Source organism: Streptomyces sp. NPDC039465, from assembly GCF_055639315.1.
The window spans coordinates 209834-229065 of record NZ_JBVKAP010000004.1 but is presented as its reverse complement, the minus strand read 5'-3'; the positions used below and the strand labels follow the sequence as shown (position 1 = coordinate 229065).

Genomic DNA, 19232 nt, shown 5'->3' with positions numbered 1-19232 from the left:
TGCACCGCGGGGTGCACAGCCTGTGGATTACTTCTTGGACTCGACCGCGTGGCCGCCGAACTGGTTGCGCAGCGCGGCGATCATCTTCATCTGCGGGGAGTCGTCCTGACGGGAGGCGAACCGCGCGAAGAGCGACGCGGTGATCGCCGGCAGCGGCACCGCGTTGTCGATGGCGGCCTCCACCGTCCACCGGCCCTCGCCGGAGTCCTGGGCGTAGCCGCGCAGCTGGTCCAGGTGCTCGTCCTCGTCGAGGGCGTTGACCGCCAGGTCGAGCAGCCAGGAGCGGATGACCGTGCCCTCCTGCCAGGAGCGGAAGACCTCGCGCACGTCGGTGACGGAGTCGACCTTCTCCAGCAGCTCCCAGCCCTCGGCGTAGGCCTGCATCATCGCGTACTCGATGCCGTTGTGGACCATCTTCGCGAAGTGCCCGGCGCCGACCTTGCCGGCGTGCACGGAGCCGAACTCGCCCTCGGGCTTGAGCGCGTCGAAGATCGGCTGGACGCGGGCGACGTGCTCGGCGTCGCCGCCGTACATGAGCGCGTAGCCGTTCTCCAGGCCCCACACACCGCCGGAGACGCCGCAGTCGACGAAGCCGATGCCCTTGGCGGCGAGCTCCTCGGCGTGCTTCTCGTCGTCCGTCCAGCGGGAGTTCCCGCCGTCCACGACGATGTCGCCGGGGGAGAGCAGGTCCGCCAGCTCGTCGATGGTCGACTGGGTGGCGGCACCGGCCGGGACCATCACCCACACGACGCGCGGACCCTTGAGCTTGCCCACAAGCTCTTCGAGGCTGTGGACATCGGCGAGGTCCGGGTTGCGGTCGTATCCGATGACGGTGTGGCCTGCGCGGCGGATGCGCTCGCGCATGTTGCCGCCCATCTTGCCGAGACCGACGAGACCGAGCTCCATCAGAGATTCCTTAAGCGTCGTGTGCGGTTCGTACCCGCGTCCGAGCCTACGCCCGGACGCGGGTGCACACCTGTGGGGTCGGGCGCTCAGTCGGCGAGCCGCTGAGCGGTCCCACGGCAGGCACAGCAGGCGTCAGCCGCTGAGCCGCACCGGCATGATCAGGTACTTGTACGCGTCGTCCGCCTCGGCGTCCACGGCCGGCTTGCCGCTGAGCAGCGCCGGCTTGGTGGAGGTGGTGAAGGAGAGCTGGGCGACCGGGGAGTCGATGGCGCTCAGGCCGTCGAGCAGGAAGGTCGGGTTGAAGGCGATCGAGATGTCGTCGCCCTCCAGCTGCGCGTCGACCCGCTCCACAGCCTGTGCGTCGTCGCTGGAGCCGGCCTCCAGGATGAGGACGCCCTGCTCGAAGCTGAGACGCACCGGGGTGTTCCGCTCGGCGACGAGAGCCACGCGCTTGACGGCCTCGACGAACGGGGCGGTCTCGATCACCGCGACCGAGTTGAACTCGGTGGGGAAGAGCGTGCGGTACTTCGGCAGGTCGCCTTCGAGCAGGCGGGTGGTGGTCCGCCGGCCCGCGCCCTCGAAACCGATCAGACCCTCGCCCGCACCGGAGCCGGAGAGCGCCAGAGTGACGGTGTCGCCGCTGGTCAGCGCCTTGGCGGTGTCCAGGAGGGTCTTCGCGGGCACCAGGGCGACGGCCGAGGCGTCCGGGGACTCCGGCTTCCACAGGAACTCACGGACCGCGAAGCGGTAGCGGTCGGTGGAGGCGAGGGTGACGGTGTCGCCCTCGATCTCGATCCGCACACCGGTGAGGACGGGCAGCGTGTCGTCGCGGCCCGCGGCGATGGCGACCTGCTGGGCGGCGGAGGCGAAGACCTCGCCGGGAACGGTGCCGGTCGCGGTCGGCATCTGGGGCAGCGCCGGGTACTCCTCCACAGGCAGGGTGTGGAGGGTGAAGCGGGAGGAGCCGCAGACCACGGTCGCCCGTACACCGTCTGTGGAAATCTCCACCGGGCGGTTGGGGAGGGCGCGGCAGATGTCGGCGAGGAGGCGGCCGGAGACCAGGACCGTGCCGTCCTCCTCGACCTCGGCCTCCACGGAGACCCGCGCCGAGACCTCGTAGTCGAAGCTCGAGAAGCTGAGGGCGCCGTCCTCGGCCTTCAGGAGAAGGCCCGCGAGTACGGGCGCCGGCGGACGGGCCGGGAGGCTCCGGGCCACCCAGGCCACCGCCTCCGCGAGTACATCGCGCTCCACCCGGATCTTCACCGGAACCGCCTCCTGCTGTTGCTGGCTCTTCGTCGACTGGCGGAACCAGTCTGACGTACGCCGCCGACAGTCGGTGCGGCTCGGGGTCAAGTCGCGACGAGAGGCACCAGAGGCTCCGGGCCCAAGTTGTGCACAGCCCCCTCTTCGAAGCGAATTCCCCGGTAACTCTAAGTGGGAGTAGTAGTAGGGCCTGTGGAAACCGTGGATAACGCCATCCACGCAGGTCAGACCCATTTTTTTGTCCACCGCGCCTGTGGGCGGAGCCGGTGGACAACCGGGTGCTTCTGTGGACACCGGAAAGTTCTGCACACCCGATGCACAGGCCACTGGGGTTTCTCCCCAGCGCCGTCCCCAGCTTTACCCAGGTTCCCCACAGCCCAACCGTCTCCCTTGGTGTGACCGCTTTCACTCGTCACGGTGAAGCCGGGTGTTTCCTTGCCGAACAGTGGACAGCGGTGTGGAGAAGCTGTGGGCAACGGGCTGCCGCCTGTGGGCCGCCCGTGGACAACTGAGATCACACCCTGTGGACGAATCCTGTGTCCACAGGGTGTGGAGCATGCTTTGCCACAAATCCACACCCCTCTGACCTGGGATGATCAAGTCTCCCCAGATGGTCCTGTGGACGCTGTCTGGACAACTCGGGAGTCCCCAGGCTGTGGATGGAAGATCATCCCCCCGTCTGTGGAGAACCCGCCTCGGCCTCGATGTATTCGAACACTCTGAGGTGCGGACAGCTGTGCCGACGGCTTGAGCGGGGGCTCCACGGCGGTTCCGCGGGGGCTCCACGGCGGTTCCCAGGCGCTTCCGAGGCGCTTCCGAGGCGCTTCCGAGGAGGCGTGCGCAACGACGAAGGGCGCCCGGGGATGGTGTCCCTGGACGCCCTTCGAGGGGTGCGGTGGCCTTGCTCAGCCGTTCTTGATGCGGTTGGTCAGCTCGGTGACCTGGTTGTAGATGGAGCGGCGCTCGGCCATCAGCGCGCGGATCTTGCGGTCCGCGTGCATGACGGTCGTATGGTCCCGGCCGCCGAACTGCGCACCGATCTTCGGCAGCGACAGATCGGTGAGCTCCCGACAGAGGTACATCGCGATCTGGCGCGCCGTCACCAGCACCCGGCTGCGCGACGATCCGCACAGGTCCTCGACCGTCAGCCCGAAGTAGTCGGCGGTGGCGGCCATGATGGCGCTCGCCGTGATCTCCGGGGCGGCGTCCTCACCACCCGGGATCAGATCCTTGAGCACGATCTCGGTGAGCCCGAGGTCCACCGGCTGGCGGTTGAGGCTCGCGAAGGCCGTCACCCGGATGAGGGCGCCCTCCAGCTCGCGGATGTTCCGCGAGATGCGCGAGGCGATGAACTCCAGCACCTCCGGCGGAGCGTTGAGCTGCTCCTGCACCGCCTTCTTGCGCAGGATCGCGATACGCGTCTCCAGCTCGGGCGGCTGCACATCGGTGGTCAGGCCCCACTCGAAGCGGTTGCGCAGCCGGTCCTCCAGGGTCACCAGCTGCTTGGGCGGCCGGTCCGAGGAGAGCACGATCTGCTTGTTGGCGTTGTGGAGCGTGTTGAAGGTGTGGAAGAACTCCTCCTGCGTCGACTCCTTGCTCGCGAGGAACTGGATGTCGTCGACCAACAGGATGTCCACATCGCGGTAGCGCTTGCGGAAGGTGTCGCCCTTGCCGTCGCGGATCGAGTTGATGAACTCGTTGGTGAACTCCTCGGAGCTCACGTACCGCACCCGCGTGCCGGGGTAGAGGCTGCGCGCGTAGTGCCCGATCGCGTGCAGCAGATGGGTCTTCCCGAGACCCGACTCCCCATAGATGAAGAGGGGGTTGTACGCCTTCGCCGGCGCCTCGGCCACCGCGACCGCGGCCGCGTGGGCGAACCGGTTCGACGACCCGATGACGAAGGTGTCGAAGAGGTACTTGGGGTTCAGCCGGGCGTGCGGCTCACCGGGGCCGGGCGCCTTGGCCGACTGCCCGCCGAGCGTGCCCGGACCGCCGCCAGGGCCGCCCGTGTGACCGCCGGGGCCGCCGTGACCTCCGTGGCGGGAGGGCTGGGAGTCAGGGAGCTCGGCCCGCTCCGGGCGCTGCGGTTCGTACGGCGACCGGTCGGAGGACTGCGGACCCGGGCCCCGGTAGTCGTGTTGCGGCTGCTGCGTACGCGGGCCCGCGTACGGGTCCCGCTCCTGGAAGCCGCCCAGCCGCTGCTGCTGCCAGGAGATGTCCTCCGTGGTGCGCGGCCAGGCCCCGGAGTCGGGGCGCTGCTGCTGGTAGTCCGGGTAGGCGGGGCGCACGGTCGGCAGCCCGTCGTCGGGCAGCGGCCGGTGGCCGTAGGTGTCGTACGAGTCCTGCTGCGGCCGCTCGTCGTAGCGCGGCTGCTGCTGGACCGGGGGCGCCGGAGCGGCGGGCGGCTCGCCGACCGAGTCGTCGACGGTGATCGCGATCCGGATCGGGCGGCCGCACTCGCGGCTGAGGGTCTCGCTGATCAGCGGGGCCAGCCGGCCCTCCAGGACGCGCTTGCCCCATTCGTTGGGGACGGCCAGGAGCGCGGTGTCGGCCACCAGTGCGAGCGGTTGGCAGCGCTCGATCCACTGTTTGTCCTTGGGCTCGATGCCTTGCTGGCCCTCGCCGAGCAGCTGCTCCAGCACGCGTGGCCACACTGCGGCAAGATCAGCAGGTACGTCAGCCACAGGGCACGCTCTCTCGCAGGTCCCACGAAGGTGTGGTTCTCGGGACGGGTCGGTTAGGGCAGGTAACGCCACAAAGGAAAAGATTCGGAGTTCAGTCACGGTAGTCGGGGCGACTGACGTGGTTCAAGTTGTTGTCCACAGCCTGTGCACAGTGTGGCCCCCTGGGCGGCCGGTTTGACCGGATGGCGTAGCCGCGCGTACCGTAACCAGGTCGAGTTGTCGATGGCTGCTGCCGCCTGCCTCCGATGGGCAAAGATCATGATCAATGATCGTGAAGCGGTGCACTCGGGCGTATTGCGAGCTACTCGTGGGCGCACGGTGACAGCCAGGCGATGTCCCGCCACCACACGAATCATTTCTGGAGCCCCCGAGTGAGCAAGCGCACCTTCCAGCCGAACAACCGTCGTCGCGCGAAGACCCACGGCTTCCGCCTGCGCATGCGTACCCGTGCCGGCCGCGCCATCCTGGCGAACCGCCGTGCCAAGGGTCGCGCGAGCCTGTCCGCCTAATCGCGTTCAGGTTGTGACGTGCTGCCTACCGAGAATCGGCTGAGGCGGCGCGAGGACTTCGCAACCGCGGTACGCCGAGGACGCAGGGCCGGCCGCCCTCTACTCGTCGTCCATCTACGCAGCGGTGCCACAGACCCGCACGCGCCTGGGGAGAGCGCTCCCCCGACGCGTGCGGGTTTCGTCGTGAGCAAGGCAGTAGGCGGTGCGGTCGTCCGTAACCAGGTCAAGCGAAGACTGCGCCACCTGGTGCGCGACCGGCTGCCAGAGCTGCCCCCCGGTAGCCTGGTTGTCGTACGGGCGCTGCCCGGAGCGGGCGACGCCGACCACACACAGCTGGCCCGAGACCTGGACGCCGCCCTCCAGCGGCTGCTGGGAGGGGGCGCGCGATGAAGTACCCGTTGCTGGCGCTGATCAAGCTGTACCAGTGGACGATCAGCCCGCTCCTGGGGCCTGTCTGCCGGTATTACCCGTCGTGCTCCCACTACGGATTCACGGCCATCGACCGGCACGGTGCGGTGAAGGGCACCGCCCTCACCGCCTGGCGCATCCTGCGGTGCAACCCGTGGTCGCCCGGTGGGGTCGACCACGTGCCACCACGTAAGCGCCCTCGTTGGCACGAACCGCTGCGCAACGCACTGCGCGGTGGCAAGGGCGGGCACTCAGCCGAGACGAGCCCGGCCGCAGAGACCCCGCCCCATGCTCAAGGAGCCTGATTAGTGGACACGATTGCCAGTCTGTTCAGCTTTATCACCACACCCGTTTCCTGGATCATCGTCCAGTTCCACAAGCTGTACGGGGCGATCTTCGGCCCGGACACCGGGTGGGCCTGGGGTCTGTCCATCGTGTCCCTGGTGGTGCTGATCCGGATCTGTCTGATCCCGCTTTTCGTGAAGCAGATCAAGTCGACCCGGAACATGCAGGCGCTCCAGCCGAAGATGAAGGCGATCCAGGAGCGCTACAAGAGCGACAAGCAGCGCCAGTCCGAAGAGATGATGAAGCTGTACAAGGAGACGGGTACCAACCCGCTCTCCTCGTGCCTTCCCATCCTGGCGCAGTCCCCGTTCTTCTTCGCCCTGTACCACGTACTGAGCAAGATCGCCTCGGGTGAGCAGATCGGCGTCCTCAACCAGAGCCTGGTGGACAGCGCCCGTGAGGCTCACATCTTCGGCGCTCCGATCGCGGCGAAGTTCATGGACAGCCCGGAGAAGGTCGAGGCGCTCAACGCCTCCCTGACAGATGTCCGCATCGTCACCGCCGTCATGATCATCCTGATGTCGGCGTCGCAGTTCTTCACCCAGCGCCAGCTGATGATGAAGAACGTCGACCTGTCGGTGAAGACGCCGTACATGCAGCAGCAGAAGATGCTCATGTACATCTTCCCGGTCATCTTCGCCGTGATGGGCATCAACTTCCCCGTCGGTGTCCTCGTCTACTGGCTGACCACGAACGTGTGGACCATGGGCCAGCAGATGTACGTGATCAACCAGAACCCGACCCCGGGCAGCAAGGCGCAGGGCCACTACCTGGACCGTCTGCTGAAGAGCGTCACCTCCCACGGTGAGGTCCGCGGCCGCCGCCGTCGCAATGTCGTCCAGGCGATCGTGGCCAAGGGCAGCGACCGCAACGACAACGAGCGCCGCTTCATCGCCGGGCTCGCCAAGGCCGGCTTCGCCGCCCAGGCCAACGGCACCGTCGAGAAGAGCACCGTCGCCACGGCCGAGGCCGAAGCCGCGGGAGGCGCCCGCCGCCAGCAGCCCAAGCGTCAGACCAAGGCTCAGCGCCAGTCCGCCGCTGCCCAGCAGGGCGCGGCCAAGGGCGACGAGGGTTCCTCGGAGGAGCCCAAGACCTCGCTGGAGAAGGACGCGCCGCAGGACGCCAAGCCGAAGCCGACGGGCAAGTCGCCCTCCGGCGCCGCACGCCAAGCCAAGTCCGGACAGCGCAAGGGCCAGCAGCGGTCCAAGCACCAGTCGTCCAAGAAGTAGAAGGAGTCCATCCGTGACGGAAGGCACCACCTCCGCCGCCGAGGGTGGCGACACCCTGACCCGCCTGGAGCAGGAGGGGGAGATCGCGGCCGACTACCTCGAGGGTCTCCTCGACATCGCCGATCTCGACGGCGACATCGACATGGACGTCGAGGCGGACCGGGCTGCGGTCTCGATCGTCAGCGACGCGGCCGGCCGTGACCTGCAGAAGCTGGTCGGGCGGGACGGCGAGGTCCTGGAGGCGCTCCAGGAGCTGACGCGCCTGGCCGTGCACCGGGAGACCGGGGACCGCAGCCGGCTGATGCTGGACATCGCGGGCTTCCGGGCCAAGAAGCGTGCCGAGCTGGCCGAGCTCGGCGCCCAGGCCGCGGACGACGTCAAGAAGTCCGGTGAGCCGGTGAGGCTGGCCCCGATGACGCCGTTCGAGCGCAAGGTCGTGCACGACGCGGTCGCGGCCGCGGGTCTGCGCAGTGAGTCGGAGGGCGAGGAGCCGCAGCGCTTCGTCGTCGTACTCCCCGCCTGACCCTTCTTGTACTGTCGGCCCCGTCTGTTCGCAGGCGGGGCCGATCTTTGTCAGCCTGATACTCAGCCACCCCAGTGCGGTACGGAAGGACGGTTCCCGTGACGGAGGAAGCGGAGCTCCCCCAGGCGCCCGAACAGGCGCGGACGGTATTCGGTGAGTTCTTTCCGGAGGCTGTCCGGTACGCGGAGCTCCTCGCGGATGCCGGAGTCAAGCGCGGCCTGATCGGCCCGCGTGAGGTTCCGCGGTTGTGGGAGCGGCATCTGCTGAACTGTGCGGTGCTCTCCGAGGTCGTACCGGAGGGCGTCACGGTCTGCGACGTCGGCTCGGGAGCGGGTCTGCCCGGCATTCCGCTGGCGCTCGTCCGGCCGGATCTGAAGATCACGCTGCTTGAGCCGCTGCTGCGCAGGACGAACTTCCTCCAGGAGGTCGTGGAGCTGCTTGGGCTCGACCATGTGACGGTGGTGCGGGGCCGGGCCGAAGAGGTCCTCGGCACACTGCCTCCGGTCCATGTGGTGACGGCGCGGGCGGTGGCTCCGCTGGACCGGCTGGCCGGCTGGGGTGTTCCGCTGCTGCGCCCGTACGGCGAGATGCTGGCGCTCAAGGGCGACACCGCCGAGGAGGAGATCAACGGGGCGCGGGCCGCACTGAGCAAGCTCGGTGTGGTGGACGCCTCAGTGCTGCACGTCGGCGAGGGCATCGTGGACCCGTTGTCGACGGTGGTGCGGGTGGAGGTCGGCGAGAGCCCCGGTGGTGTCCGGTTCGCCGCGAAGCGCGCCAAGGCCGCTCGACCGAGCCGCACGCGTCGCCGCCGTTGACGCCTGGTTGATCCTCATACGTACGCATTTCGGAGTGTCGTGAGCGGGTGACACTGCGCCAGGGGCATCGTGTTTCACGTGAAACGTCGCTCACTGCTGCAGGGAATCATCAGCCGCGGCCGTGCGGCTGCCACGCCGCGCGGAATCAAACCACTCGCGAGGGTCACGGAGTTGTCCACAGAGGTGGATTCATCCACAGATCCACGGGCCTCGCTGGTTCACGACCCCGAAAGCATGGCAGTCTCTCCCCATCGAGAGCTTGAAGTCGAGGAGAGTGAATCCTTGCGGTCCAACGCCAACATCGCGGGACCGATGGCCGACCCGGTCCCCGGTCCCCGCACCGAATCGGCGGGGGAGGATGTTTCACGTGAAACACCGCCTCCGATGGATGACACCCCCATTGGTCGTGCTGCCCAACTGGCTGTAGAGGCGCTGGGCCGTGCCGGCGAGGGGCTTCCCCGGCCTGCGCAGACGCGAGTGATGGTGGTTGCCAACCAGAAGGGCGGCGTGGGGAAGACGACCACCACGGTCAACCTCGCCGCCTCGCTGGCCCTGCACGGTGCCCGGGTTCTGGTGATCGACCTCGACCCGCAGGGAAACGCCTCCACGGCTCTGGGGATCGACCATCACGCCGAGGTCCCCTCGATCTACGACGTCCTGGTGGAGAGCAAGCCGCTCGCCGAGGTCGTCCAGCCTGTCCCGGACGTCGAGGGCCTCTTCTGTGCCCCGGCCACCATCGATCTCGCCGGTGCTGAGATCGAGCTGGTGTCGCTGGTGGCCCGGGAGAGCCGGCTGCAGCGGGCCATCCAGGCCTATGAGCAGCCGCTCGACTACATCCTCATCGACTGCCCGCCGTCCCTCGGTCTGCTGACCGTGAACGCTCTCGTGGCCGGCGCGGAGGTGCTGATCCCGATCCAGTGCGAGTACTACGCGCTGGAGGGTCTCGGCCAGCTCCTGCGGAACGTCGACCTGGTCCGTGGGCACCTCAACCCGGGGCTCCATGTGTCCACGATCCTGCTCACCATGTACGACGGCCGCACCCGGCTCGCTTCCCAGGTGGCGGACGAGGTGCGCAGCCACTTCGGTGACGAGGTGCTGCGGACCAGCATTCCCCGATCCGTCCGGATCTCGGAAGCACCGAGCTACGGGCAGACCGTGCTCACCTACGACCCGGGTTCCAGTGGCTCGTTGTCGTATCTCGAAGCGGCCCGGGAGATCGCGCTGCGTGGAGTCGGAGTGCACTACGACCCGCAGCACGCCCATGTGGGCAGCCAGAACAACCAGCGAAGCATGTCGGAGGGGATCCAGTGAGCGAGCGACGTAGAGGGCTGGGGCGTGGGCTCGGTGCCCTGATCCCCGCCGCTCCCCAGGAGCGCCCGGCGGCCGCGGTCGGAGTGGGCTCCACCTCTCCAGGTTCCCTTCCGGCCCTGACGGCGGAGCGGGGTGTCGCCGCGGCCAAGGTCGCGACCCTTCCGCAGAGCCCGCAGTCGCCGGATGCGGCGGTCATGACGCCGCCGGAGCCGGAGCCGGTCCCGGAGGAGAGCCCGGCGGGAGCGCACTTTGCTGAGCTGCCGCTGGACTTCATCACCCCCAACCCGCGCCAGCCCCGTGAGGTCTTCGACGAGGACGCGCTGGCCGAGCTGGTCACCTCCATCAAGGAGGTCGGCCTGCTCCAGCCCGTGGTCGTACGACAGCTCGCTCCCGAGCGCTACGAGCTCATCATGGGTGAGCGTCGCTGGCGGGCCTGCCGCGAGGCCGGTCTGGAGCGGATTCCGGCGATCGTCCGCGCCACCGAGGACGAGAAGCTCCTCCTGGACGCGCTCCTGGAGAACCTGCACCGAGCTCAGCTGAACCCGCTGGAGGAAGCCGCGGCCTACGACCAGCTGCTCAAGGACTTCAACTGCACCCACGACCAGCTGGCGGACCGGATCGGGCGTTCGCGCCCGCAGGTCTCCAACACCCTGCGTCTGCTGCGTCTGTCGCCGCCGGTGCAGCGTCGGGTGGCGGCCGGTGTGCTGTCCGCCGGTCACGCCCGTGCGCTGCTCGCGGTCGAGGACCCGGAGGCGCAGGACAAGCTGGCGTACCGGATCGTGGCCGAGGGGCTCTCGGTGCGGGCCGTCGAGGAGATCGTGACGCTGATGGGCTCCGAGCCCACCGTGGCGACGAAGCCGAAGGGCCCGCGGGCCGGTGCCCGTGTCTCCCCCGCCCTGAACGATCTCGCCTCACGGCTCTCGGACCGTTTCGAGACCCGGGTGAAGGTCGATCTCGGGCAGAAGAAGGGAAAGATCGTCGTCGAGTTCGCCTCGATGGAGGATCTGGAGAGGATTCTCGGCACCCTGGCGCCCGGTGAGGGCCGGGTCCTGGAGCAGGGGCTCTCCGAGCAGAACACGGAGGAGGACGGCGAGCGCTGAGCCGTTCGTATGAGCTGAGGGCGGGTCGTGTCCGGTCGTTACCGGAACACGGCCCGCCCTTTGCTCTCGTACGGTATGCGGGTCGTCGCCCGCTGGATACGATGCGTTGAGGTAGGCGCATCCGTCAGCCATCTCAGAGGAAGGCGCGGGCATGCGAGAGGTGAGCCGCAGCCACATGGTGACAGCAGCCCTGGGACTGGGAGCGGTCGGTGGATTCATCGGCAGTCTGATCCAGGAGCGGAGCGCGCTGTCCGCCGCGCGTGATGCGGCCGGTAAAGGAAGTGAGGATCAGCCTTGGGCCGTCGGCTCGTACCGCTCACGCTGGACAACCTTCCGGACCTTCCCAAGCGCTGCCGCGCGTGTGTCTTCTGGGAACTTGATCCGGTCAGCGGGGAAGCCGCGGTAAAGGCGGGCACGCCCGAACTGGAGAAGGAAGCCTGGATCTCCGCGGTCCTGCTGGAGTGGGGATCCTGCGGCCGGGTCGTCTACGTCGATGATGTGCCGGTCGGCTTCGTCCTCTACGCACCACCCGCCTATGTACCGCGCTCCCTGGCGTTCCCTACGAGTCCCGTCGCTCCGGACGCCGTTCAGCTGATGACGGGCTGGATCATGCCGGGCTATCAAGGGCAGGGGCTGGGCCGGGTGATGGTGCAGACCGTCGCCAAAGACTTGCTGCGGCGGGGGTTCAAGGCCATCGAGGCCTTTGCGGATGCCCGCTGGAAGGAGCCTGCCTGTGTGCTGCCGGCGGACCATCTGCTGGCTGTCGGCTTCAAAACGGTCCGCCCGCACCCCACCTATCCGCGGCTGAGGCTGGATTTGCGGACGACGCTGTCCTGGAAGGAAGACGTCGAGCTGGCGCTGGACCGTCTCCTGGGAGCCGTGCAGAAGGAGCCCGCTCTGCGGCCGCTGTAGCGTTCGGCGTAAACGGCGACGGCCCGCCCCTGTCCAGGGGCGGGCCGTTCATGTTTCACGTGAAACAGCGAAGGCGTCAGGCCTTGGCCTCTTCGTCGATGAAGCCGGCGAGGTCGCGCAGGAGCGCGGCCTTCGGCTTGGCACCGACGATGGTCTTGGCGACCTCACCGTTTTGGTAGACGTTCAGCGTCGGGATCGACATCACGCCGTACTTGGCGGCCGTGGCCGGGTTCTCGTCGATGTTGAGCTTGACGATCTCGATCTGGTCGCCGTGCTCGGCAGCGATGGCCTCGAGCGACGGGGCGATCTGGCGGCACGGCCCGCACCAGGCGGCCCAGAAGTCCACCAGGACAGGCTTGTCGCTCTTGAGGACGTCGTCCTCGAAGGTAGCGTCGGTCACATTCTTCAGGGCGCCGGCCACGGCGGCCTCCTTCACTTCGCGGGGTGTGGGGTGGGGCGGGGGCGAGGTCAGACCACGGCGGTCTTCTCGGGCTCGGCGGCGTTCTCGCCATCGGCGAGCGCGGCCAGGAAACGCTCGGCGTCGAGCGCGGCGGAGCAACCGGTGCCTGCGGCGGTGATCGCCTGGCGGTAGGTGTGGTCCACCACGTCGCCGGCGGCGAAGACGCCCGGCAGGTTGGTGCGCGTGGAGGGAGCGTCGACCTTCAGGTAGCCCTCGTCGTCCAGGTCCAGCTGGCCCTTGAAGAGCTCGGTGCGCGGGTCGTGGCCCACGGCGATGAACAGACCCGTCGCCGGGAGCTCGGACGTCTCGCCGGTCTTGGTGTTGCGCAGCGTCAGACCGGAGAGCTTCTGGTCGCCGTGGATCGTGGCGACCTCGCTGTCCCAGGCGAACTTGATCTTCGGGTCGGCGAAGGCGCGGTCCTGCATGGCCTTGGAGGCGCGCAGGGTGTCACGTCGGTGGACGATGGTGACGGTCTTGGCGAACCGGGAGAGGAAGGTGGCCTCCTCCATCGCGGTGTCGCCGCCGCCGACCACGGCGATGTCCTGGTCCTTGAAGAAGAACCCGTCGCAGGTGGCGCACCAGGAGACACCGCGGCCCGACAGCTCGTCCTCCTTGGGGAGACCGAGCTTGCGGTGCTGGGAGCCGGTCGTCACGATGACGGCCTTGGCGCGGTGGACGGTCCCGGCGGTGTCCGTCACGGTCTTGATGTCGCCCGTGAGGTCCACGGCGACCACATCGTCCGGAACGAGCTCGGCGCCGAAGCGCTCCGCCTGGGCCCTCATGTTGTCCATGAGGTCGGGGCCCATGATGCCGTCGCGGAAGCCGGGGAAGTTCTCCACGTCGGTCGTGTTCATCAGCGCGCCACCGGCGGTGACGGCACCTTCGAAGACCAGCGGCTTCAGCGACGCACGCGCTGTGTAGAGCGCAGCGGTGTAACCCGCGGGCCCGGAGCCGATGATGATCACGTTACGGACGTCGCTCACGGGTTTCTTCCTCGTCTCTGCAGACTGCCTACTGCCTACGGGGCCGGGTCAATGACTCTCACCCCACCCAACGGATCCTAAGGGGCGAGCATTCCCGGACCGCCCGGAGGCGCGGCGGTGTGGGTCAGGAGCGAGGGTACGCGTGGCTCACCAGAATCTCCGCCTTGCCGGATCCGCCGGTGTCTACGCAGGTGGCGTCCACGACGTAGGCCTGGACCTGGCCACTATCCGTGGGGTGGGGGAGGACGACGAGATAGGCCTGTTCACCCTGATACACGCCTCGCTCGATGCCCAGAGCGGCATCGTTGCGGCCGATGCCTGCCTGGATGCAGGGCGGGACGGCCGGATCCTTGGCGAGCTTGGTCTTGTCGGGGCCGGTCTCGGTGGAGAACGAGGAGCCCTGTTCCGATTCCTTGGTGGCCGTCGCCTCGTCGGCCAGTAGCCCATGGACGCGACCGGAGAGCTTCTCTCCGGCGAAGGTCAGGCTGTCCGGGGCGCTCACCGAGGTCTTGGTGTCACCGGCGCTTCCGCCGGGGCCCTGGGTGGTCTGGAGGAGCAGCACGCTCACTCCGACGGCAGCCATGCCGAGTACGGCACTCAGTGCGGCGACCCGGCGGCGCCGGGTCCGCTGCGTGCGTCCGGGACCGGTGGCCGCGCGCGGATGCCCTGCCGGGCGGTGGGCGGGTGTGGGGGAAGGCGCGGGAGAGCCGACCACCTCGGGGCGGGGTTCGAAGGTGTCGGTCGATGTTTCACGTGAAACATGCGTCGACGAGTCGGGGGCGGTGGCGTCCAGGAGTGCCTCGGCGGCCAGCGCGGCGTCGATTCGGCCGGCGATCTCGGCCGGCATACGGGCGGGGCCGGGGAGGGTGCCGAGCAGGCCGCGGATCTCCTCCAGGGAGGTGCGTACGTCGGCGCAGAGCGCGCAGCCGTCCAGGTGGCGTCGTACATCGGCTGTGCGGGACGGCGGGAGCAGCCCTTCGGTGAGGTCGGAGATCTCCGAGACGTCCGGGTGCTGAGCCGTGTCGATCGTCGATGTCACGTGCGCCCACCTCCGCCCTTCACAGCAGCAGGACCGCTTGGTCCCGTTTCCCTTGGTCCCGACACCGGTGGGACGGATGTCCCCGGCGTCCGGTTCCTTCCCCGGTCAGGACCGCCGCTATCCATGGAGTCGGCGCGCAGATGAGTGAGCATCGGCAGGAGCCGGGCACGGCCGCGGGCACAGCGGCTCTTCACCGTCCCGGTGGGGACATCGAGGATTCGGGCGGCTTCAGCCACGGGGTAGCCCTGCATGTCCACCAGCACGAGCGCCGCCCGCTGGTCGGGGGGAAGCTTCGCCAGTGCCGCGAGCAGCTCCCGGTGGAGATCCTGTCGCTCCGCGGGGGCCTCGGCGGACTCGTGGGGCTCCAGGAGCTGCTCGAGCCGCTCGGTGTCCTCCACCGGCGAGGTCTTGCGCGAGGCGGCCTTGCGGGCGCGGTCGAGACACGCGTTGACCGTGATCCGGTGGAGCCAGGTGGTGACGGCGGACTGACCGCGGAAGGTGTGAGCGGCCCGGAAGGCGGAGACCAGCGCGTCCTGGACGGCGTCCGCGGCCTCCTCGCGGTCCCCCAGGGTCCGCAGGGCGACGGCCCAGAGCCGGTCGCGATGGCGGCGTACGAGCTCGCCGAAGGCATCCGGATCGCCGGCGACGTGGCGCGCCAGCAGATCCTGGTCGCTCAGGTCGCCGGGTGTGGCCTGGTCCAACGGTGCGCCCCCTCCCCTGGTGCCGTCAGCTGGTGATCTTGATGTCCGAGAGCTTTCCGCGGAATCCGCCGTCGTTCGCCGGAAGCTCGGTGAGCCATACCAGAACGTACCGCGTCGTCACGGGCTTGCCGGGCTTGAGTGTCACCTGGCTCCCGGATCCGTGGGCGATCTTGGTGAAGGAGTCCGGCGTCGTCGGCTGGGAGGCTGCGTCGGCCGCGGCGGCCCTCAGTTCCACGGAGGTCGCGCCCTTGAAGGTGACCCCTACGGAACCGACCTGCTGCGGCTTGCCGAGATCCAGAACGATCCCCACGCCTTCCTTGAGCTGGCCGAAGTCCGCGCTGGCGTAGTTAGCCGTCTGCCAGAACGACTGAGGATCTCCGTCGTAGGCGTTCTCTATGCTCTGGGCGTTCTCGTTGCCGTTGCCAAGCGGGTCGAAGTCCTGGGCCTCGGAGATGGAGACCGGCTTGCCGGGCGCCGGAGTGCTCTGCGGCTTCTCGTCGCCGTTCGCCGGCGCCGTGTCTTCCGGGGTGGTGGTCTTCTTGCGCCCGTCCAGCAGCGTGTCCGCCACCTGCCAGCTGCCCAGGCCAAGCGCGGCGATGAGCAGAGCGGAGACCGCCCACTTGAGGACCTTGCCCGCACGGCTCTGCAGCGGCGGTGGCGGGGGCGCCACGGGCTGGGTGACGGTGACACCGGGACGGGGCTGCGGACGCCCGTAGGTGCCCTGCTGATACGTGGTGCGCTGGTACTCCGCCGGGGGGGTGAACTCGGGCTCCGGCGGACGGATCCGGGGCAGCGCGGCGACGGCCTTGGCCAGCTCGTCGGGGGTGGTGCACGGAGGTTCCTGGCGTGACGCGGTGGCTCCGTCGTTGGCCAGGGCGCGCATGGCGATCTCGGCGAGGCCTCGGTGCACGCCCGCCCGCACCTGGTCGGGGGCGATGAGTCCGACGCCTTTGGGAAGGCCCCGAAGGCCGTAGGCGTCGCTGTCGTACGGCCAGCGCTGAGTCAGCGCCGCGTACAGCAGAGCGCCGATCGCTTCGGTGTCGGTGCGCTGCGGGCTGTCGGAACTGATCCCGCGCAGCGCGGCGTTCACGGCCAGTCCTCGGATGCGGTACTGGCCTGTCGAACTGCGCAGGACGGCGCTGGGCGTCAGCCGCAGGTGGGCCAGCCCCTCGCGGTGGGCGGCGGCCATGGCCTGGGAGACCTGGGTGACGAGCTGATAGGCGTCGTGCGGCCCCAGCGGTCCGGAAGCCAGGAGCCCGGTGAGCTCGGTGGCGTCCGGCAGCCATTCGTGGACGACATAGACGAGGTCGTTCTCCTCGACGGCGTCGAGGACCTGCACGAAGCGGGGGTCGCCGAGCAGCGCCGAGGAACGGGCCGCGGCCAGCACCGAGCGAGCCCGGGGGTGGTCCGCGGACAGCAGATGCACCCCGACGGCGCGGCGCAGTTTCTCGTCGACGGCGCGCCAACTGCTGAAACCGTCCAGACGGGTGACGCACTCCTCCAGCCGGTAGCGTCTGGCGAGTTTGTGGCCGCTGTGCAGTTCGGGGCAGACCAGAGCCGGCTGCTCACCGCCGGGCTCGTCGTCGCCTTCGTCCTGCGCGGTCGGTTCCGCCGCGTCCTGCGCTTGTGCCACCCCGTCGGTCGCGGCCTTGTCCGCCTTGGCGGTCAGCGGGTCGTCCCCGCTGCTGTCGGCCACGTCGACGGCAGCCGTGCTACGTTCCGCCACCGTCGTTCCTGCCTCCCCATCCGTTGCGCATATTCAACGCCATGCCAATTGTGCCCACAGTCCGGCGCTATGCACGACACACGGCAGCCGACGAGGGTTGTGCGGGATGGTTGCGGTTCAGCGACCGAGCCGACCGCGCACCATGCCGACCATGGAGTTGAGCTCCTGGATGCGCATCCGCTTCGCCGCGACGAAGAAGACGGCGGCCAGCACCAGACCGCCGGCGAAGAGCGCGGCGAGGGAACCAAGTGCGTCTTCTCCGAGGGCGGTGAGGACACCGAAGCCGGCCGCACCGCCGAGGACCGCGGCGGGCAGTGCGGCGAGGCAGAGCCGGGCGTAGGTGCGCAGCACATGGGCGCCGTCCAGGTCGCCGCCGAGGCGGTTGCGCAGCCGGCGCCAGGCGACGCCCACGCCCACGGCGTAGGCGAGGCCGTAGGCACCGGCCATGCCGACGACGGCCCACTGGGCCGGCAGCACGAAGTAGCAGCCCGCGGAGACGGCCGCGTTGACCGCCGCCACAATGACCGTGTTGTAGAAGGGCGTCCGGGTGTCCTCATAGGCGTAGAAGCCGCGCAGCACGACGTACTGCACGGAGTACGGGATGAGGCCGAGGCCGAAGGCCATGAGGATGAAGCCCATGCTCCGGGCGGCCTCGACGCCGCTGGAGGCGTAGAGGAGGGTGCACATCGGCACACCCAGCGCGAGGAACGCGAAGGCCACCGGCACGATCGCGACGGCCGAGTTACGCAGTCCCTGGGAGATGTCGTCGCGGACCGCACCCGGGTCGTCGTCGTGGGCGGCGCGGGAGATCCGGGGCAGCAGGGCGGCCATGACGGAGACGGTGATGATGGCCTGCGGCATGCCCCAGATGAGCTGGGCGTTGGAGTACGCGAGGAAGCCGGTGCCGTCCTTGCCGGACGCCTCGCCCGCGGCGGTGGCGAGCTGGGTGACGACCAGGACGCCCGCCTGGTTGGCGAGCACGAACAGCACGGTCCACTTGGCGAGTTTGACCGTCTTGCCGAGGCCGTGGCCCTTCCAGTCGAAGCGGGGGCGGAAGCGGAAGCCCGTCTCGCGGAGGTAGGGGATCATCGCCAGGGCCTGGACCACCAGACCGAGCAGGGTGCCGATGCCGAGGAGGCGGATGCCCTCGTCGGGGATGGTCTGGACGCCCAGCTGGGATTCGGCGGAGGTGCCGTAGACCCAGATGAAGAGGCCGAACGTGACGATCATGACGATGTTGTTGAGGACCGGGGTCCACATCATCGCGCCGAACTTGCCACGCGCGTTGAGGATCTGACCCATCACCACATGCACACCCATGAAGAAGATGGTGGGCAGGCAGTAGCGGGCGAAGGTGACGGCGACGCTGTTGGCCGCCTGGTCGTCGGCAATCGTGCTCGACATCGCGCGGATCAACAGCGGGGCCGCGAACACCGCGACGGCCACGATGGCGCCGAGGGCCACCATGACGAGGGTCAGCAGCCGGTTGGCGTAGGCCTCGCCGCCGTCCTCGTCGTTCTTCATGGAACGGACCAGCTGCGGCACGAAGACCGAGTTGAGACCGCCGCCCACCGTGAGGATGTAGATCATCGTCGGCAGGGTGTAGGCGACGGTGTAGGTGTCACCGAGCAGGGCGGCGCCCAGGGCGCCGGTGATCACCAGGCTGCGTACGAAGCCGGTGAGACGGGAGGCCAGAGTGCCGGCCGCCATCACGGCGCTCGACTTCAGCAGACCCGAGGCCCGGCCTCCCGACTTCTTCGGAGCCGCCGGTGGCGGCGAGGCGGGCGCGGGGACCTGCGCGGGCTGGGAGGGCTGCCCAGGGGTCTGCTGGTCGCGGTAGAGATGGGCGAACGCGTCCGGCTCCGGCTGCTCCTCGCCAGCCCGGGTGACCAGGTCGTCGACGCCGGTGAACTCAACCGTCCGCGGGTCGTCGCCGTACGGGAGGTGGCGCGAGGGCCCGTCGGGCTCGGGCGCGGGTGTCTGGGCCCACACCCGCGGGTCCGGGGCGTGCTGGGGCGCCGCCGGCTGCTGGTAGAGCGGCTGCGGCTCGGGATAGGTGCCCGGCGGCGGCGGGGGGTGGGCAGCGCGGTCGTACAGCGCCTCGCCCACCGGGTCCTGGGCGGACAGGTCCTGTGCCCGGTACGGGTCGTGGCTGTAGGCGTCCTGGACGTACGGGTCCGGAGCGGGCGGCGGTGATGGATGGGGCACCTGGCCCGCTCCCGGTGCAGCCTGGGGCGACCCGGGGGAAGGCGCGGTGCCGCCGCCCGCGCCCTGCCCGCGGTCACCGTCGTACGGCGCGTTCATGGTTACCCCACCTC

General features: G+C 69.1%; 18 protein-coding genes. 9 read left to right on the top strand and 9 right to left on the bottom strand.

Features of this window, described 5'->3' with window-relative positions:
* Positions 1–27 precede the first annotated feature (27 nt).
* From gnd to dnaA, 3 genes are all read right to left on the bottom strand, one after another.
* Entirely contained in the window at positions 28–906 is an 879-nt protein-coding gene (gnd, locus tag ACZ7LT_RS15485; RefSeq protein WP_471236548.1) for a phosphogluconate dehydrogenase (NAD(+)-dependent, decarboxylating), read from the bottom strand.
* Between the two features lie 132 nt (positions 907–1038).
* Complete coding sequence (gene dnaN / locus ACZ7LT_RS15480; RefSeq protein ID WP_019887851.1) at positions 1039–2169, bottom strand: DNA polymerase III subunit beta; 1131 nt, start codon at positions 2167–2169, stop codon at positions 1039–1041.
* 905 nt (positions 2170–3074) lie between these two features.
* Complete coding sequence (gene dnaA, locus ACZ7LT_RS15475) at positions 3075–4853, bottom strand: chromosomal replication initiator protein DnaA (protein WP_471236547.1); 1779 nt, start codon at positions 4851–4853, stop codon at positions 3075–3077.
* Between the two features lie 371 nt (positions 4854–5224).
* Here dnaA and rpmH point away from each other — a divergent pair, with 371 nt between their 5' ends.
* From rpmH to ACZ7LT_RS15430, 9 genes are all read left to right on the top strand, one after another.
* Positions 5225–5362: a 50S ribosomal protein L34 gene (rpmH, locus tag ACZ7LT_RS15470; RefSeq protein ID WP_015659252.1), complete on the top strand. Its 138-nt coding sequence runs from the start codon at positions 5225–5227 to the stop codon at positions 5360–5362.
* A gap of 18 nt (positions 5363–5380) precedes the next feature.
* A complete protein-coding gene (rnpA, locus tag ACZ7LT_RS15465) occupies positions 5381–5752 on the top strand; it encodes a ribonuclease P protein component (protein WP_078513347.1) in 372 nt (123 codons plus the stop codon).
* Positions 5749–6075 (top strand): membrane protein insertion efficiency factor YidD, encoded by a 327-nt coding sequence (yidD, locus tag ACZ7LT_RS15460; protein WP_471236546.1) that lies wholly within the window; start codon positions 5749–5751, stop codon positions 6073–6075. The genes rnpA and yidD overlap by 4 nt, the downstream gene beginning before the upstream one ends.
* Before the next feature lie 3 nt (positions 6076–6078).
* Positions 6079–7344, top strand: coding sequence for a membrane protein insertase YidC (yidC, locus tag ACZ7LT_RS15455; protein WP_471236545.1), 1266 nt, complete (start codon positions 6079–6081; stop codon positions 7342–7344).
* A gap of 13 nt (positions 7345–7357) precedes the next feature.
* Positions 7358–7867 carry a Jag family protein gene (locus ACZ7LT_RS15450; RefSeq protein ID WP_471236544.1) on the top strand — a complete coding sequence of 170 codons (510 nt, stop codon included), beginning with the start codon at positions 7358–7360 and terminating at the stop codon, positions 7865–7867.
* A gap of 98 nt (positions 7868–7965) precedes the next feature.
* Positions 7966–8682 carry a 16S rRNA (guanine(527)-N(7))-methyltransferase RsmG gene (rsmG, locus tag ACZ7LT_RS15445; protein WP_471236543.1) on the top strand — a complete coding sequence of 239 codons (717 nt, stop codon included), beginning with the start codon at positions 7966–7968 and terminating at the stop codon, positions 8680–8682.
* Between the two features lie 234 nt (positions 8683–8916).
* Positions 8917–9993: a ParA family protein gene (locus ACZ7LT_RS15440; protein ID WP_471236542.1), complete on the top strand. Its 1077-nt coding sequence runs from the start codon at positions 8917–8919 to the stop codon at positions 9991–9993.
* Positions 9990–11093 carry a ParB/RepB/Spo0J family partition protein gene (locus ACZ7LT_RS15435; RefSeq protein WP_471236541.1) on the top strand — a complete coding sequence of 368 codons (1104 nt, stop codon included), beginning with the start codon at positions 9990–9992 and terminating at the stop codon, positions 11091–11093. The genes ACZ7LT_RS15440 and ACZ7LT_RS15435 overlap by 4 nt, the downstream gene beginning before the upstream one ends.
* Positions 11094–11387: 294 nt before the next feature.
* Entirely contained in the window at positions 11388–12005 is a 618-nt protein-coding gene (locus tag ACZ7LT_RS15430) for a GNAT family N-acetyltransferase (RefSeq protein ID WP_471236540.1), read from the top strand.
* A 76-nt stretch (positions 12006–12081) separates the two neighbouring features.
* On the opposite strand, the gene trxA is transcribed toward ACZ7LT_RS15430, so the two are convergent.
* The 6 genes from trxA to murJ all read right to left on the bottom strand — a co-directional run bounded on the left by trxA (position 12082) and on the right by murJ (position 19218).
* A complete protein-coding gene (trxA, locus tag ACZ7LT_RS15425) occupies positions 12082–12426 on the bottom strand; it encodes a thioredoxin (protein ID WP_471236539.1) in 345 nt (114 codons plus the stop codon).
* A gap of 47 nt (positions 12427–12473) precedes the next feature.
* Complete coding sequence (gene trxB / locus ACZ7LT_RS15420) at positions 12474–13448, bottom strand: thioredoxin-disulfide reductase (RefSeq protein WP_471236538.1); 975 nt, start codon at positions 13446–13448, stop codon at positions 12474–12476.
* A gap of 124 nt (positions 13449–13572) precedes the next feature.
* Positions 13573–14487 carry an anti-sigma factor gene (locus ACZ7LT_RS15415; RefSeq protein WP_471236537.1) on the bottom strand — a complete coding sequence of 305 codons (915 nt, stop codon included), beginning with the start codon at positions 14485–14487 and terminating at the stop codon, positions 13573–13575.
* Entirely contained in the window at positions 14484–15188 is a 705-nt protein-coding gene (gene sigM, locus ACZ7LT_RS15410; RefSeq protein ID WP_471236536.1) for an RNA polymerase sigma factor SigM, read from the bottom strand. Before sigM ends, ACZ7LT_RS15415 begins: the two co-directional genes overlap by 4 nt.
* A 25-nt stretch (positions 15189–15213) precedes the next feature.
* Positions 15214–16914 (bottom strand): protein kinase family protein, encoded by a 1701-nt coding sequence (locus tag ACZ7LT_RS15405; protein WP_471236535.1) that lies wholly within the window; start codon positions 16912–16914, stop codon positions 15214–15216.
* Positions 16915–17031: 117 nt separating this feature from the next.
* Positions 17032–19218: a murein biosynthesis integral membrane protein MurJ gene (gene murJ / locus ACZ7LT_RS15400; RefSeq protein WP_471236534.1), complete on the bottom strand. Its 2187-nt coding sequence runs from the start codon at positions 19216–19218 to the stop codon at positions 17032–17034.
* Between the last annotated feature and the right edge of the window lie 14 nt (positions 19219–19232).

Bases quoted from the DNA above. Each gene is read 5' to 3' on its own strand.
- ACZ7LT_RS15440 (WP_471236542.1), top strand. From the start codon at position 8,917: ATGGCAGTCTCTCCCCATCGAGAGCTTGAAGTCGAGGAGAGTGAATCC.
- gnd (WP_471236548.1), bottom strand. From the start codon at position 906: ATGGAGCTCGGTCTCGTCGGTCTCGGCAAGATGGGCGGCAACATGCGC.
- yidD (WP_471236546.1), top strand. From the start codon at position 5,749: ATGAAGTACCCGTTGCTGGCGCTGATCAAGCTGTACCAGTGGACGATC.
- murJ (WP_471236534.1), bottom strand. From the start codon at position 19,218: ATGAACGCGCCGTACGACGGTGACCGCGGGCAGGGCGCGGGCGGCGGC.